We start from the raw sequence: 15,860 nt of genomic DNA, 5'->3' as shown, positions 1-15,860 counted from the left end.
GTGGAAGAGTACGGGATTTTTTTGGGTTTTAATAATCAGGAGGATGCAATCCGGCTGCCAGTCAATCCAGAGACCTTGGAAATCAAGGAGAGTGGAGATGGAAAAAGCTATACCATTATCGATCTGGGTGAGATCAATACGATTGCTTATCCGAAGCTTACGGAGATCACGATTGAAAGTATTTTTCCAGCACAAAGGTATCCGTTCGTATTGGTGCAGGAGGACGGGCTGAAGAGACCTTTTGAATATGTGGAGCTTATTAAGAAATGGATGACGAGTCGTCGACCCATTCGGTTTGTGTTCTCCGGTGTGAGGTATCCCGATGATACGAAAAAGGATAAAAAGAAGTTAAACAAACCACAGAAATGGCTAGAGGAATCTTCAATTAGTGAGGATAGATCTTTAGAAATTGATTTTGCTGTGAATATGGCTATGAGCATCGAAGGTTTCACTTGGAAGCTTAGTGCGGGTACGTCAGGGGATATTGAATATTCGTTATCTCTCAAAAAGTACGTATTCTATCAGGCGGTAGCTGTGAAGGTTGTTAAAGGTGAAGTGAAGGCGGAGCAGAAGCGGGCCAATGAAAAGGCAAAGCCTACTACCTATACCTTAAAAGCTGGAGACAGTCTATGGAGCATCGCTCAAAAAAACCTAGGAGATGGCTCGAAGTACAAAGCCATTCAGAAGCTTAATGGCATTCCGGATAGTGAGCTGAAAAAGCTGCCCATCGGTAAAGTCATCAAGCTGCCGTAGGAGGACGTTATGGAACTGCTAGTGAAGAATAAGGAAGGGAATCTATGGGATATTTCTGGCATCGTCTCAGATATTTCTTGGAAAACTGCACGGTCAGGTAAACCGTCAACGCTAGAGTTAACGCTTGTGGACAACGGAATTTATCAGCTCCCCAAGTTCGGGATCAGCAACGGTGATATTATTCAGTTCAGTAAAGATAATGTAGATGTATTTTACGGATTTGTGTTCAGCATTGATACGGGCTCGGATCAGGAGATTAAGCTGACTGCCTATGATCAGATTCGTTATTTGCTGGGCAATGGTAGTTATGTTTTGCAGGATGTTACGGCTAGTGATGTGATCAAGAAAATAACAACGGACTACGGATTAAAGACAGGTGTGCTGGAGGAGACAGAGTACCGGATTCCTTCTTTAATTGAAGATGACAAAAAGCTGTTGGACATCATTATGGGAGCCATCGGCAGTGAGCTTCAGTTTAAGGGGCGGCTGATGGCTTTTTACGATGATTTTGGGAAGCTGACGCTGCGTAAACCGGATTCTATGCTGCTTAACTTGGTGCTGGGAGCGGGGCATTATCTGTACGATTATTCGCTCAAAAAAAGTATTGATGACGATACGTACAACACGATTTTTCTGTACAAGGACAACGAGGCATCGGGCAAACGCGATTTCTATCCGGTCAGTGACAAGGACAATGTGAAACGCTGGGGTATCCTGCACTTGTATCAAAAGGCTGATGACAAAGCGAATGCTGCACAAATTCAGGAGAAGGCAAACAATCTGCTGAAAATGCACAATCGTGAAAAGCTTAGTCTCTCCATACAGGCGATTGGTGATATGCGTGTAAGAGCAGGCAATTTCATTTATGTCCTATTGGATGAATTCGAGACTCAATTGTTTCTGGTGGACCAATGCAGCCATAAGATTTCTGGAGGGGAGCATACAATGTCCCTCGATATTAAGGTGGTGTAGAAATGATGTTAGATATTATTAAAAAAGCAAGTCTAGGAGCCGTGGGAAGTACAAATCCCGTGGCTTTTTCTTATGGAACGGTAACGGTGGCAGCTCCTTTGCAGATTCAGGTGGATCAGCGGTTTGTTTTATCGGGGAATGCGTTAGTGCTGCCTGAATCGGTAATGGAAAGCAAGATCGACATCGAGGGCAAAGAAGTAATACTTCGGCGAGGATTAGCGAGTGGGGACCGCGTATTAATGGTTCGAATGCAGGGCGGACAAAGCTACATTGTTCTGGATCGGCTGGTGAGTCCGATATGATCCCGGCGATTGGAAAAGCTGGACCGATAACGGCCCTGCTTGAGGGGGAGGTCAACCTTGAGCGTGGGGAAAGTCCTAGTCTTACGTACCGAATGGATTGGGAGAGAAAAAGGATTACAGGCCAAACGGATGGACTGGAAGCAGTTCAACAGGCAGCGGCAAAAATTTTGCGAACCGATCGGTTTGAACATCTGATTTACAGTTCGGATTACGGAACAGAGTGGCGGTTGGTGCTTGGCAAGGATCGGCTGCTGGTTAGAGCTGAAATCAGACGTATCGTTAGTGAGGCACTACTTCAGGATGAACGAATCCTTAGCTTAGAGAATATTGTTGTTTCGTTTACCGGAGATAATCTAACTTTTGACTGCAAGGTCGTCACACGTTACGGAAATTTTCAGCTGAGAAAGGAGTGGAATGAGGATGTATGAGGATCAGACGTATGAGGCTCTTTTGGAGCGGATGCTGGACCGGATTCCATCAGGATTGGATAAACGCGAGGGCAGCATCATTTATGACGCGTTGGCTCCAGCAGCCGCTGAGTTGACACAGATGTATATTGAGCTGGATGTGAATAATAATCTGTATTTTGCAGATACGGCTACCGGAGAGTACTTGGAGCGAAGCATCTCCTGGTCAGGCATTGTAAGGCGTGAAGCCAGCAAGGCACAGCTGAAAGGGATTTTTTATAAGGCGGATGGAGGATTGTTGGATGTTCCACTCGGCAGCCGCTTCTCACTCGAAATGCTGAATTATACGGCTGTGGAGAAGTTATCTCCTGGAGTGTATCGCTTGGAAAGTGAAACCGCTGGAGAAGAAGGAAATCGATATTTTGGCTCTTTACTGCCAGTGGATTATATTTCAGATCTAGCGCGAGGAGAAATAGCCTCTCTTCTGATCCCTGGGGAGGACATTGAAACGGATGATGCGTTACGCCAGCGTTATTTGGATTCAGCCAGACGCCCAGCTACTAGCGGAAATAAATATCACTATATGGAGTGGGCACTGCAAGTTCCGGGTGTGGGAGGCGCACGTGTTTTTCCATTATGGAAAGGTCCTAAAACTGTGAAGGTGATTATTGTGGACGCCGAAAAAAAACCTGCATCCGAGCTGTTGGCGGCTCAGGTACAGCAATACATTGATCCAGTTTCAGGAGCGGGTGAGGGACAAGCACCAATAGGGGCTGTTGTGACCGTGGCGCCGGCTGCGGGCAAAAACATCAGTATAAGTGCCAAGGTAACCCTTGCTTCTGGCTATGCACTGCAAGCTGTAAACCAAGGCTTTCAGGTGATGCTTGAGAAATATCGCAAGGAGAAGGCTTTTTCAGCAACCTATATCAGTCAGTCTGTCATCGGGGCATTATTGCTTGCTACTGAAGGAGTCGCGGATTACACAGAGCTGAAGTTGAACAGTGGAGCGGGCAATGTGATGTTGAACGAAGAAGAAGTACCGTTGTTCGGTAACGTTCTACTGGAGGTGTAGCATGGGTTATCCAGAGCAAATTGATATTTTTCAAGAAAAACTTAATAAAAAAGCAAACGGTAGCAGCTATGTTATCGAAGAGAGATTACCGCTTGTAAATGGCGTTTACAGTGGTCTTCTAGCGCATGACAATATTAATAATCAGACCATTGCGGTGTACACAGGGTCACAGTATTCCGGGATCGAGCTACGCAATTTCACTGTGTCTTTTCCGGATGAGGCGCCCTGGCGGCGGTTGATTAAGATTTTTGCCGATGTGCCTGAGGTATATGTTACTTACGAAACCCCCGGTGATACGGTTGAAGCAGAGGATATTAACGGTTTGCAGGTGAGTCTTACCGCTGTCCAAACTGAAATAGAGCGTTATAAGAACAAGGGCCAGATTGACGGAGGATCATTTAGAAGAGAGGTGTAAAATGGCACAGACCATACAAATAAAGCGGGGTACAAAGGCTGAGCTAACGAGTTATGGCGTGTTGAAGGCAGGTGAGCTTGGTTTTTGCAGTGATACTAAGGAAGTTTATATTGGTGACGGCACGTCCAATTCCATGGTCGGCAGGGCGCTGTCAGGGCCAGAAGCTTCGCGTCCGGTTGCAGGATCCGTTGGTCGTTTGTATTACGTGACTACGGGTTCGAATAGCGGATATTTATATTTTGATGATGGGGCAGCTTGGCGGCGGGTGAATGCGCAGAAGGTTACCGATCTGACAGGTACAATTGATGATATCGCTGATGGAACAACCTATGCGAAGGTGCTTAAAGCGGATATTAGTGCGGGACATATCAATAAAGTATCGGATGGCACAAACGTAAAGACTGCCGCTGAGATCAAGACTCACATTGATGATGTGGCCAAGCACCGGACGATCAATGATGCGGGGACTACGATTACAGACTTGTGGTCTGCGCAAAAGATTAAAAATGAAATTGAACTGGCTAAGCATAACATCGAACCGCAAGCATCGGTAAAAGACCAGAACCTGCTGGCTCCACCTGCCAGTCCGGTTGAGGGGGATCGATATATTATTCCAGCAGGGGCAACCGGGGCATGGGCGGGCAAAACGAATCAAATTGTTGAATACCAATCTGCCGCTTGGGTATTTTATGTTCCTGCCGTAGGTTGGACCGCTTACGTCGATGATGAGCAGAAAATTTACAGCTGGAACGGCAGCACATGGGTACGTACCGGTGGTGCACTACAGACCATTACAGCCGGGAACGGGCTGATTGGTGGGGGTCAAGCCGATGCTGTGACGCTGAACATTGGTGCGGGTAATGGGATCACGGTCACTGCAGACGCGATTGCGGTTACCGCTGGAAAAGGAATCACCGTGGATGCAGCTGGTATAGCTGTAAGTGTGGATGGAAGCAGTATCGTTTATGATGCTGCGAATGGCAATAAACTTACCGTGGCCAGTATTGATGGCGGAACATTCTAGGGGGCGGGACAATGGCTCTAAAAACATTGATTCAAATACGCCGCGGCTTGGAAAGCGCCATTGGAGCGCTGGCTATTGGTGAGCTTGGATATTGTACAGACAGTGGCAAGCTGTACATTGGTTCCGCCGCTGGTAATGTCTTGCTGGTAGCCGCGCAGAGTACCGGGGATATGCTGAAAAGCATTTACGATACGAATAACAATGGCAAGGTGGATTTTGCGCAACAAGCGGAAAGTGTAGCTTGGGCGGGGGTAGCGGGTAAACCAACGGTATTTCCTCCAGCGGCGCATACACATGATTATTTGCCCAAAGGCCCCCTAACCTGGAATCAACTGAAGGGGGTGTAGAGGATGAGTTACGGCAGCTCTTTATACAGCGAATTGCAATATTCCGCAGATAAAGATTCGAGCCATCCGGGTGAAGTCGAGGCGCCTGATCTAATGCAGTATTTACCGGATTATTACAAGGATGTCCGCGAAATGGAGAAGCTTCAGGAGACCATCGGGCTAGAAATTGGTGGACTGAAGGTAGGTACTATAGATGTACTGGATCAGGCGTTTATTGAAACGGCTACAGTGAGCCTTGGTCGCTGGGAATCCGAACTTGGACTCAGCAGCGATCCATCCAAGTCTTATGCCACTCGTCGAGAGATGATTAAGGCAAAGCTGCGTGGAAATGGGACCACCACACCGGAGATGATTCAGCGGACGGCATCAGCTTTTTCAGGTGGAGTGGTTGAAGTAAAGGAAGTGCCTGAGGAGTACCGTTTTGAGATTCATTTTGTGAGTACACTAGGGATTCCTCCGAATATGGCAGGGTTGATTCAAATCATCGAAGAGATTAAACCTGCGCATTTAGCTTATGAATTTGTGTTCAGCTATACCTGGTGGGACTCTGTTAAGGCTTTGACTTGGGAGAGTGCTCACAGTAAAACATGGAACGAATTAAGAACTTATAGATAGGAGAGTGACATATGCAAACCACAGGAAATTTGGGCTTAAAGAAGCCAGAGGGAACAGATATCGTTGATATTGCCGATCTGAACGGGAATATGGATATTTTGGACAATGCCGTTAATGGCAAGGTCGATAAAGTAACAGGCAAACAGCTGTCCACGAACGATTACACCGCCGCCGAGAAAACGAAGCTGGCGGGGATTGCTACGGGAGCGAATAATTATACTCACCCAGTTACCCACCCACCAGCTATTATTGCTCAAGACGCGAGTAATCGGTTTGTTACGGATGCTGAAAAGACGGCGTGGAATGCAAAAGCCGGTACAGCCGTAGCTACAACTTCTACAAATGGCTTGATGTCTGCTGTGGACAAGACACTACTGAATAACAACACTGGATTTGGTACTACGGCTGGTGCAGCTACCGCATATACTCTTACACTTAGCCCAGCACCTACGGCGCTGATAGCAGGACTGAAATTTAGTTTCAAAACACATATTGCTAGCGGAGCTAATCCTACACTTAATCCTAATACTTTAGGGGCCAAAGCAATCAAGAAACCCAATGGAAATGCGGCAATACTTGCCCTGAACGGAGTTTACACGGTTGTATATGATGGCACGGCTTTTATCTTACAGGGTGAAGGGGGTGAATATGGAACAGCAACAGCAGCGGACGTAATAGCGGGTAAGACGATAGGCACAGAGGGCGGACTAATTGATGGCGCGATAGTACAAAGAGGTGCTGTGGACGGATACACTAATTCCGTTAGTGCAGCATGGGCATCGGGTGGTGGGTGCTGGGTTCGAATACCAGCAGGAGCATATTTGAAAACTACGGCGGTAGGAAACCCCGAGATACGAGTCACTGATTCTAACGTTGTTCCTGCAAATTGGCTACGAGGGGTATCAATGTTTGGGCAGGATGGCGCGATTGCACAGATGCCGCAATATCAGCAAACATATTCCACGGCTTGGGACGGACAAAAAATGTTTGTACGTATACCTAGAGGGGCTTATCTTCTAGATTCCGGGCTAGGCGCTCATGAAGTTAATATACCTCCAGAACAGTGTCGAGCAGATGGTAATATACAGCCAGGAAATATTAAATCGGGCGTTTGGATTTATGGGATGCAAGGCACTTTAAGACCGTGGTTCGGTGGTATTGCTTCTGTAAACTTCAATTCACAGGGATACACAGCGGAAATTGTTAGGTTCCCCGCAGGGTTCACATATGCCGCTTTTTCTGGTGCAATTACTCTGAGTATATATAATACTAATATCTATCAAGACCACTATATACTATTGCAGGATAACCAAGGCAATCAATTAGTATTAGCCCGACTAACAGCAAATTATGATTACAGAGACACAATACAATGCACAGGTATTACAATCGACAAGGGTACTCGGAGAATCTCTGTGTTCAGATCCATGTATATGCCGGGTTTCGGTAACATAGATATTTCAGCCGATGGCTCCTTTACAAAGCCATTTAATCTAGATGGCGACGTACAGTTAGTTCATGCTATAGCAGCATCTATGGGTAGTGGATACACATCAAGTATAGCAACAGGAGTTGCAATTTGGAACTAGAAGGAGGGTAAGCAATGAAATATTTTTGTGTCTATGATGGTAATAACACGGTTAGCGCTATCTATCATGGCGTTGAGTCTATGGGTGATTTGAGCGGACTTGTATTTGACGAATTGCCTAGTCCAGAACAGAACGGTCTAGATCCTATTTTAAAAATCAATCTGGACGATAACACGCTTTACTATGAATACGTAGTGAGACCACCCGTATTAATAGATAAGCTGCTTAGTGAAAACACACTGCTTAAGGCACAAGTTAGGGCTCAATCTGAGCGTTCTGACTTTATTGAGGATGTCATATCCGAACTGGCAGCTCAGTTATATAAATGACCTGCGGTTGCTCTATTGACTGCTGACTTGTAGGGGAGGTGATATCATGATAGTCATGTTTTTTGCACAGCGTGTAATCTTGGATAAGACCAAGTATTCTGAGGTACCATCTACACTCAAAGCTGGTGTTCTGGAGGTTCTGACGAACAGCGGTCTTGAGTTTCTGGCTGAAGATAAATAGAGGCTACAGATAGCGCCGCAAAGTAGGCGTTTTTATTTTGCCCTCGTAGCTGCTACGGGGGCTGTTTTATTTATCACTTTAGAAGGGGGCTGTTATATGACCATTGTGGGAGTAAATTCAGGAGGAGGCGATGCTGAAGCAGCGCCCATTGAGCACCGTTTAGAAGATGTTGAAAGTAGACTAGTAGTAATCCAAGACGAGATCTTTAGATTTGGAACAGCACATCTAAGTTTTAGTAATGAGCTTCTATTATTAAAAGAAAAACAATCACGCCATGAGGAAGATGTGAAGCAAATTAAACAATCAACGATAGAAATGAAAATACAATTTAATGAGATCATGAGACGTTGGGATACATTGGACTCACGTGTGTTCCAGCTATTGCAACAATCCCAGACGGACAGCAAGAGCGAACGAAAAGTGTTTATCGATTTACTTAAATACGTTCTGGCGGGAACTATCTTTGCTATTATTGCCTTTTTATTTAAAGGAGGGGTATAGATGCTCACTTTGTCCCAAATCAAAGAAAAATCAAGTAAACGTCTAACCAACCTACACCCCGTAGTCCGTTCCGCTGCTACTGCTCTAATCGAACGTTGCTACAAACTCAACATCCCCATTCTCATTACGCAGGGACTTCGCACAATTGACGAGCAGGATGCTCTATATGCCCAGGGCCGCACCAAGCCCGGAGCGATTGTCACCAATGCACGTGGCGGATATAGCTATCACAATTTTGGATTGGCTGTAGATTTTGCTCTTTTGCTGCCGAATGGATCTAGTGTGTCTTGGGATATGTGCCGGGACGGCAATAACAACCAGATCGCAGATTGGCAGGAGGTTGTGAGGGAGGCAAAAGGGCTGGGCTTGGAGTGGGGAGGCGACTGGACAAGCTTCAAGGATTACCCCCATTTTCAAATGGCGTTTGGGTTAACACTCACACAGTTACGAGCAGGGACAAAACCCTCAACATCTGCGGTGGAGTCAGCGTATAAGGTCATCAATCGGAAGGAGGAGGGAGAATTGAAGAGTGATGTTATTGCTGTCGTAAAGGTTAATGGGGTTAAGGTTGCAGATGGAGTGCTTGAAAAAGGCATCACCTACGTCCCTGTACGTGTTATTGCAGAAGCGCTGGGTGCTCAGGTAGGTTATGATTCTGCGACTCGAACGGTTGAGATTACAAGTACCCGCTAAGGAGGGAAAAGGATGGAAACTGGAACAATTTTAGATGATGTTATGGCGTTCGCCTCTATATTAGCAGTATTCGTACTGGCACTGGTTCAGTTGGTCAAAAATAGTATCAACATCCCGCGTAATGCAGTACCGATTATCGGACTATTGATAGGTTTGTTCATCGGCGTAGTAGCGTATCCTTTTACCGAACTTGATTTAGTGCTTCGCCTTTGGGCTGGGGGCCTTGCAGGTTTATCTGCGACGGGGTTGTTTGAGCTAGCTTTTAAGGATCGCCCGGGCACGACGAAAGAGTAAGTGGATAATAGGTACGAATCATAAAAAAGGGCTGTTCCAAAAAGTCTGAATAAGACCTAAGGAAGAGCCCCATTGTTTTTCTTATGATATTACATAAATAAGTTTCAGAACGAAAGCGTGCTGCCGGGTTGTAAAGAATATAGTCCTGTGAAACCTTCTCCCTTTAATATAGAAGCTACTTGGTCGATATGTGGTTTGGGAGCATGGACGAGCACTGTCCGGTGGCTGGGAATCGTTTGGAGCATTTTGCGAATGTCCGGCAAGCCTTGATGGACTTTATAGCGGATAAGTGAGACTGTACAGCGCACGCTGCTAGATTCTCCGATCATAGCTTGCTTAACAAGGCGATGTCCAAAGCTTCCCGCCGCTAAATGTCCCGTAAAAATCACATGGTTGTCAGGAGAAACAGAGAGCTGGTGAAAGTATTCTTGTGCTTTTGCTGACTGCATCATCCCGTCATTAGTGAATACGATAGCTCCCTTAAGATTCAACATTGCCTTCGCGCGTTCGTCCGAATTAGATACAACACACAAGCTTTTTCTGTTAAAAAGCGCATTTACGCGCTGAATAGCGTCCTCTTTCAGCCATTCCACCTTGTTGCTTAAAGCTCGTAAAGGAGCGACGAGTGCTTCTTCAACGATCAATTGATGATCTGGAAAACATTCATTTGCCCATACGATCAATTCCTGGCTTCTGCCATGGATAGGCACGGGAAGGAGGACTGAGCCCCCTTTTTGCAAGGTGTTATGGATGGCTATCTCTAATTGCTGTAATTTTACAAGCTGCTCATCAGGATCTGCCCCATATGCGGCATCTATAATGGACAGATCAGCCACATTTTTAGCTTCGGCTTCCATAATTGCTGGTGTGTCTGCCGTGAGCAGCTGCGATTCCTCCGAATAATCCCCCGAGAAAAATACAGTCTTGCCCTCCCATTCTAGGGCCAGCCAAACCGAACCTGCTAAATGCCCGCTACGTCCCCATTGAACTCGAAGGTTAGGCGCAAGCGTCAGCCAAGTTTGAGGGCAGACATGCTCCTCTAAATACATGAACTGGATAGATTGCTTATCTATTTCTCGATAAGGTAATGATGCGGACTGAGCCGCCACATATTTATCCCAGGCCTCGAAATAATCAGGAAGCTGTAATGAGGTAGATCTAGTAGTCCATACCTTACCTCTGTATCCGTGTTTATAAAGTAAGGGCAGCGCTATGGAATGATCCTCATGAGCATGAGACAGAAATACTGCCTGCAAATGTGGAATAATATCCGTATCAAGTAGGGGGTATTCACCGGGGCCTTCTTTTTTTACGCCACAATCGAGCAGGATGCCATTTCGTGAATCCTTGCCCTGCAAAAGATAGGAGGAACGGCCATGCTCTCCGGCCCCTCCCCAAATCGTTAGTGTGCTCATTGTTGTCTCCGCTTTCTATCTGGGCTTAAATATTCTAAGACTAATAGTAATAGGGTAGTGATGCCTACAGAGATTACAGCCATGGCCATCCCCATGGCTACCGCACCTTGTTCAAACTGGGCAAAAATATAGGTTGCCGAGGTCTGCATTGAAGGTGGCAGAATGAGTAATGAGGCTACCAGTTCCCGGTTGGAAATGGTGAAGGTCATCATCCAGCCAGCTACCATCCCCGGAAGGATGAGGGGAAGCAGGATACGGCGGAACACATACAGCTTACTTCCTCCGAATACTTGTCCCGCTTGCATCAGAGAGGAATCGATCTGCCCATAGCTTGCTTTTACATACTGAACAGTATAAGGAAGGAAAAGTACGACATAAGTCAGTACAACCATCCAGTAGGTATTATAGAGCGGGATAGGCATCCAGCGGGCATTCCACAGCAGAATTAGCCCTACTACAATTACAATTCCCGGGACTGTATTTGGAAGCAAGCTGAATAAATCTGTAATTTTCTGCTTGAATGTAGCCCCTTTTCCTACCGTTAAGGCAAACCAAGTCCCGAGAATAACAGCGATACTGGAAGCAACGATAGCTAATGTAAAGCTATTTAATAAGGCCTCAAGTCCTTGCGAACCCGGGGATAACAGCTCTGCATAATGTTTTAAGGTTAGATTGCTCCAGGATACACCTTCTCCCCGAAGCTTCAATAATGAGGCTGTTATGATAGAGAAATAAGGAATGCCGATGGATGCCAGAAGCAATAGAAGAACATAACCCCAGCTAAGAAACCCTACGATTCCTGTACTCTTATAACGGTTAGTACGAGTTCCTTTTCCACCGATCAGACGGTAAGAGTAGCGGCTGCTAATTACAGTTTGGATGTACCACATGACAAGACAAACTCCGAGCAGCAAGGAGGCTAGTGAAGTAGCCTTACCGAAATCAATCGGCCAACTGGAGATATATTTATGGATCTCAGAGGTCAGAACGTAAAAGCCGATCCTACGGCCAAAGGTCGCAGGGGTACCGAATTCAGCAATTGTTTTAACGAAGATGAGCAGTGCTCCAAGCCCATAGCTAGAGAGCAGTAAAGGAATAATCACTCTTTTAAATCTGTAAAAGAAGGGGGCGCCGTGAACAGAGGCTGCTTCCTCCAGATTGCCCCCGATCTGCAAAAGCGCATTGCGCAGCAGCAGATACAGGAAGGGGAACAGGTGAAGGCTCATGATCAGCACCATACCCCCATAGCTAAAGAAATACGGTGTAAGCACGGAGGAGGAGGGCAGAAATTGCTCCATATACCCACCCGTCTGCATAAACAACATCCAGCCCATAGAACCAATGTAAGGCGGCGTCATAAATGGAATTAACAGCACGACATCCAGCCAGTTGTGGCGCCCTAAGTCAGTTTTTGCCATAATCCAGGCTAGAGGCAGCGCAAACAAAGTAGTTAGCAGAATAACGCTTACCCCAAGCCCGATAGAATTCAGCAGTACCTCTACTAGGTCATTGCTCCCCATAATGGTTCGTAGTGGTGCGGTTATATCGAGATGCCCCTCTGGATAAACACTGGTCCAGAAAATGAGCAGGAGTGGCAGCAGCACGAGCACGGTTAGTATAAATAAAGCCAGTCCACCGCTCACCCATTTAAATGAGCGCAAAGAGTTAGTATTCATTACGCTTATTTAAAAATTTGTGTGAAGGTCGAGGAAACTTCATCGCCGTGCTCGTTCATCCATTCCCAATTCACATCAAATGTTTTAATTTCTTCAAGATTGGCACGATTTTCTGCCTTCACGTCAGTTCTGCCTGGCAGCAAATAGGCTTTGGCAACAAGGGCTTGCGCTTCATCGGATAGAAGGTAGTCGATAAAAGCCTTAGCGTTATCTACATTCGGGCTTGTCTTAATGATCGCAGCCGGACGAGGGCTGATTACAGTTCCTTCAGCAGGGTAGACGATATCCACAGGTTCTCCGTCAGCTTTTGCTTTATAAGCCATGTAATCTACGCCAGCAGCAACGACGGATTTAGCACCGGTAATCACCGGATCAAGTGCCTCTTGATTGGCGCCTGCCATAGCTACTTCATTGCTTTTATATTGTTTAAAAAGATCCCAGCCACTGTCCCCCTTAGCACTTAAATACCCAGTCATGAAATCAAGAGCCGAGCCGGAAAGTGAAGGATCGGGGATATTGACTGCACCCTTCCATTCCGCTTTAGTGAGATCATCCCATGAAGTCGGAGGTGTGCTTACTTTTTTAGTATTGTAGACAATCCCCAGTGCGGATGCGCTATAGCTAAAATAATTGCCATCTGCTGTGTCTGACCAATCGCTAACGAGCTTATCTGCATTAACCGCCTCTTTATATGGAAGTAATAATCCGTCGTTTTTCATTCCTTGCATGGACGGAAGAGAGGCGAGGACAACAACATCAACGACCGGATTGGATTTTTCTGCTTCCATGCGGGCAAGTATTTTTCCTGTAGTGCCTTGGAACATTTCAACCTTAACGCCAGTTTTGGCTTCAAAGCCGTCTTTGATTTTATTGGCTAAACCTTCAGGTCCTGCACTGTAAACGACAAGATTGCCGCTTAGTGTCTTTTCTGTTGGTTGTGGGGCTTCAGTTTGCGTCGCCGCCGCAGTATCGGTTTGGTTGTTGCTTGCGTTAGCCGCAGGGGTGTTCGAGGAGCCGCAGCCCACTAGAGTAATGCCAAGTGCAGTTGTTAGAAGAAGTGAACTTAACCCTTTTGTCTTTTTCATTTGATTCAATGTAATTGCCTCCCTAATATTGTTGTGTGCATCTTGCTGCATGGAACAGCATCATATAGAGCCATTCCATGCAGTGGACGCTTAATTCAGATGATGGATTTGGTGCTCTGAAGCGTACAGCTGAATCTTTTCCCCTACAGGTAGGCGCCGATCATGATAAGCGGTCCAAGTCCCATTGTGCTCCATGTTCAGAATGATCTCATAGCGATCCCCCATATAACTCACATGCTGAATAGTCCCTGTAAAAGGAAGAAAGGAAGCATCCTCCTGAGACCAGCGTAAATGTTCTGGACGCAGCATCTGTTTATCCGGAACGATCCAGTTGGATTTTCCAATAAAGTGTGCCACAAAGGGATGACTCGGTTTACGATAAATGTCCTCAGGAGAACCACTCTGTAAAATAGTGCCACCTTGCATTACAACTACTTCATCTGACATAGACATCGCCTCGGTTTGATCATGCGTCACATACAGGGCTGTAATGCCCATGTTTTTCACCAAGGAGATTAACTCCAGCCTCATTTCATCTCGCAAGACCGCATCTAGCGCACTTAATGGCTCATCGAATAATACAAGCTGAGGGCGCATGACTACGGCTCGGGCAAAAGCAACCCGCTGCTGTTGTCCACCGGACAGCTGGTGTGGAAAACGCAGCTCTAACCCCTCCAGCTTGACCGATCGAAGTGCCTCCTGTACCCGAACCCGTAAATTCTTTTTTTGTTTGGAAGCTCGAAGTCCGAAGGCTACATTCTCGAACACAGTCAGATGCGGCCAGAGGGCGAAATCTTGAAAAACCATGCCAAAGTTACGGCGATGAATAGGGTGGCTAATTCTTTTGCTGCCTGAAAAAATAAACTCATCATCGATCAGAATTTCTCCTGCATCCGGTGTTTCCAGCCCAGCAATCAGACGGAGTAGTGTCGTCTTTCCACAACCTGAAGGACCGAGTAATGTCGTAAAGCTTCCAGCGGGAATCTTCAGATCTGCAGCCTTTAAGGCATGCACATCTCCGAATTTCTTTTCCAATCTGTGGATTGTAATTTCCTTCATTCTATCTACCTGCCTGTTCTTAAGCTTGTTCTTAGTGTAAAGGTAAAGAATTCCCGCTATATTTGCTGAATGTAACTGTGATATTAACTTTTTTGCCGATTTATTTTAACATTCATAGAATTCTTCTATGTTACCGTTTAGGAAAAGGCGAGGGAGTGGAAGAGAATGAACCTTAATCTAATGAAGCTGGAAATTGTAGAACTGCTGAATAAACATAAAAAAATTACCACGGTAGCAGATAAACTTGGACTAAAGCAGCCCACCGTTACGTATCATTTGAAGAATTTAGAGCAGCAATTGGGGGAGAAGTTATTTGAATCCAGAATGGATAAAATGATTCTTACGGAGAGTGGTAAAGCTTTTCTTCATTATGCAATCAAAATCAATGCGCTTGCTGCGGAGGCGGAGCGGGTGGTAAAAGAGTTCAGTCAGGCAGGCCGGGGGACGCTGAAAATTGGTGCCAGTTATGTTCCAGCTACATATATTCTTCCAAAAATATTGGGGCTGTTTGGCGAACAGCATCCGGGGATTACCATTTCTTTATCGGTTAAGCCTTCACCGGTGATCAAAGAAATGCTTGCCAGTCATGAGATTGATCTTGGTATCTTGTCTACGGAATCTTTTTATCTGCCTGATCTGCATACTCAAGCCTTATGTGAAGATGAGCTTGTCCTTGTTTTTGCACCTACACATGATTTTGCCGGATTTTCTAATTTAAACTCGGCGATGATCGCTTCAGCGAGCTTTATTTTGCATGACAAGGAATCAAGCACACGCCATTTGACGGATAAATGGTTTGAACGAGAGGGAAAAGAATCAAAACCGCATATTTTGCTCGATTCACTGGAGGCGATTAAGCAATCGCTTATGAGTGGACAGCATGTCTCATTTATTTCACGACTTGCTGTGGAGGACGAGGTAGCCAGAGGAAGATTGCTAATGCGAGCCATTCCGGATTATAATTTTGAAAGACATATTTATTATTCGTATAACCGTGATCGTCATTATTCTCCTTTAATTGGACTGTTCATTGACCAGCTCCGCACAATCCGAATATAAGCATACATAGAGAATATACGATAGAGCCATTATATATATGAAAGAATACATAAAATATAAGGACTGTATAAA

Annotated in this window: 20 protein-coding genes; 16 read left to right on the top strand and 4 right to left on the bottom strand. The window is 45.8% G+C overall.

Annotated elements, in window-relative coordinates:
- From MHH86_RS28070 to MHH86_RS28000, 15 genes are all read left to right on the top strand, one after another.
- Entirely contained in the window at positions 1-753 is a 753-nt protein-coding gene (locus MHH86_RS28070; protein ID WP_036681253.1) for a LysM peptidoglycan-binding domain-containing protein, read from the top strand.
- A 9-nt stretch (positions 754-762) separates the two neighbouring features.
- Positions 763-1,725 carry a hypothetical protein gene (locus MHH86_RS28065; protein ID WP_036681255.1) on the top strand — a complete coding sequence of 321 codons (963 nt, stop codon included), beginning with the start codon at positions 763-765 and terminating at the stop codon, positions 1,723-1,725.
- Positions 1,726-1,730: 5 nt separating this feature from the next.
- Complete coding sequence (locus tag MHH86_RS28060; protein WP_036681399.1) at positions 1,731-2,027, top strand: DUF2577 domain-containing protein; 297 nt, start codon at positions 1,731-1,733, stop codon at positions 2,025-2,027.
- A complete protein-coding gene (locus MHH86_RS28055) occupies positions 2,024-2,455 on the top strand; it encodes a DUF2634 domain-containing protein (RefSeq protein ID WP_076099869.1) in 432 nt (143 codons plus the stop codon). Before MHH86_RS28060 ends, MHH86_RS28055 begins: the two co-directional genes overlap by 4 nt.
- Complete coding sequence (locus MHH86_RS28050; RefSeq protein WP_076316988.1) at positions 2,448-3,506, top strand: baseplate J/gp47 family protein; 1,059 nt, start codon at positions 2,448-2,450, stop codon at positions 3,504-3,506. Before MHH86_RS28055 ends, MHH86_RS28050 begins: the two co-directional genes overlap by 8 nt.
- Before the next feature lies 1 nt (position 3,507).
- Positions 3,508-3,921, top strand: coding sequence for a hypothetical protein (locus MHH86_RS28045; protein WP_036681259.1), 414 nt, complete (start codon positions 3,508-3,510; stop codon positions 3,919-3,921).
- 1 nt (position 3,922) lies between these two features.
- On the top strand, positions 3,923-4,945 hold the full coding sequence (locus tag MHH86_RS28040) for a DUF2793 domain-containing protein (protein ID WP_076316987.1): 1,023 nt from the start codon (positions 3,923-3,925) through the stop codon (positions 4,943-4,945).
- An 11-nt stretch (positions 4,946-4,956) separates the two neighbouring features.
- On the top strand, positions 4,957-5,292 hold the full coding sequence (locus MHH86_RS28035; RefSeq protein ID WP_076316986.1) for a hypothetical protein: 336 nt from the start codon (positions 4,957-4,959) through the stop codon (positions 5,290-5,292).
- A gap of 3 nt (positions 5,293-5,295) precedes the next feature.
- The gene (locus MHH86_RS28030; RefSeq protein WP_036681263.1) at positions 5,296-5,907 is read left to right on the top strand and encodes a putative phage tail protein; all 612 of its coding nucleotides are present in this window, start codon (positions 5,296-5,298) and stop codon (positions 5,905-5,907) included.
- A gap of 11 nt (positions 5,908-5,918) precedes the next feature.
- Positions 5,919-7,496 (top strand): hypothetical protein, encoded by a 1,578-nt coding sequence (locus MHH86_RS28025; protein ID WP_076316985.1) that lies wholly within the window; start codon positions 5,919-5,921, stop codon positions 7,494-7,496.
- Between the two features lie 14 nt (positions 7,497-7,510).
- Entirely contained in the window at positions 7,511-7,825 is a 315-nt protein-coding gene (locus tag MHH86_RS28020; protein ID WP_076316984.1) for a hypothetical protein, read from the top strand.
- A 46-nt stretch (positions 7,826-7,871) separates the two neighbouring features.
- A complete protein-coding gene (locus MHH86_RS28015) occupies positions 7,872-8,006 on the top strand; it encodes a hypothetical protein (protein WP_256717385.1) in 135 nt (44 codons plus the stop codon).
- Positions 8,007-8,102: 96 nt separating this feature from the next.
- Positions 8,103-8,507 carry a hypothetical protein gene (locus MHH86_RS28010; RefSeq protein WP_076274759.1) on the top strand — a complete coding sequence of 135 codons (405 nt, stop codon included), beginning with the start codon at positions 8,103-8,105 and terminating at the stop codon, positions 8,505-8,507.
- Positions 8,508-9,200 (top strand): M15 family metallopeptidase, encoded by a 693-nt coding sequence (locus MHH86_RS28005; protein ID WP_076316983.1) that lies wholly within the window; start codon positions 8,508-8,510, stop codon positions 9,198-9,200. It abuts the gene before it with no gap.
- 12 nt (positions 9,201-9,212) lie between these two features.
- On the top strand, positions 9,213-9,494 hold the full coding sequence (locus tag MHH86_RS28000; RefSeq protein ID WP_076215771.1) for a holin: 282 nt from the start codon (positions 9,213-9,215) through the stop codon (positions 9,492-9,494).
- 104 nt (positions 9,495-9,598) lie between these two features.
- Here MHH86_RS28000 and MHH86_RS27995 read toward each other — a convergent pair whose 3' ends face one another.
- From MHH86_RS27995 to MHH86_RS27980, 4 genes are all read right to left on the bottom strand, one after another.
- The gene (locus tag MHH86_RS27995) at positions 9,599-10,909 is read right to left on the bottom strand and encodes an MBL fold metallo-hydrolase (RefSeq protein WP_076223608.1); all 1,311 of its coding nucleotides are present in this window, start codon (positions 10,907-10,909) and stop codon (positions 9,599-9,601) included.
- Complete coding sequence (locus MHH86_RS27990; protein ID WP_076141916.1) at positions 10,906-12,585, bottom strand: iron ABC transporter permease; 1,680 nt, start codon at positions 12,583-12,585, stop codon at positions 10,906-10,908. The genes MHH86_RS27995 and MHH86_RS27990 overlap by 4 nt, the downstream gene beginning before the upstream one ends.
- Before the next feature lie 5 nt (positions 12,586-12,590).
- On the bottom strand, positions 12,591-13,670 hold the full coding sequence (locus MHH86_RS27985) for an ABC transporter substrate-binding protein (protein ID WP_076099904.1): 1,080 nt from the start codon (positions 13,668-13,670) through the stop codon (positions 12,591-12,593).
- A 90-nt stretch (positions 13,671-13,760) separates the two neighbouring features.
- Positions 13,761-14,729: an ABC transporter ATP-binding protein gene (locus MHH86_RS27980; RefSeq protein ID WP_076099886.1), complete on the bottom strand. Its 969-nt coding sequence runs from the start codon at positions 14,727-14,729 to the stop codon at positions 13,761-13,763.
- A 165-nt stretch (positions 14,730-14,894) separates the two neighbouring features.
- Between MHH86_RS27980 and MHH86_RS27975 the strand changes: the two genes are divergently transcribed.
- Positions 14,895-15,788: a LysR substrate-binding domain-containing protein gene (locus tag MHH86_RS27975; RefSeq protein WP_036681285.1), complete on the top strand. Its 894-nt coding sequence runs from the start codon at positions 14,895-14,897 to the stop codon at positions 15,786-15,788.
- Positions 15,789-15,860: the final 72 nt, after the last annotated feature.

The organism is Paenibacillus sp. FSL F4-0097 (assembly GCF_038593125.1).
In the GTDB taxonomy this organism is placed as follows: Bacteria; Bacillota; Bacilli; order Paenibacillales; family Paenibacillaceae; genus Paenibacillus_AQ; species Paenibacillus_AQ odorifer.
Note: the sequence above shows the minus strand (reverse complement) of the source record. Positions and strands in the feature narration are given on the sequence as shown.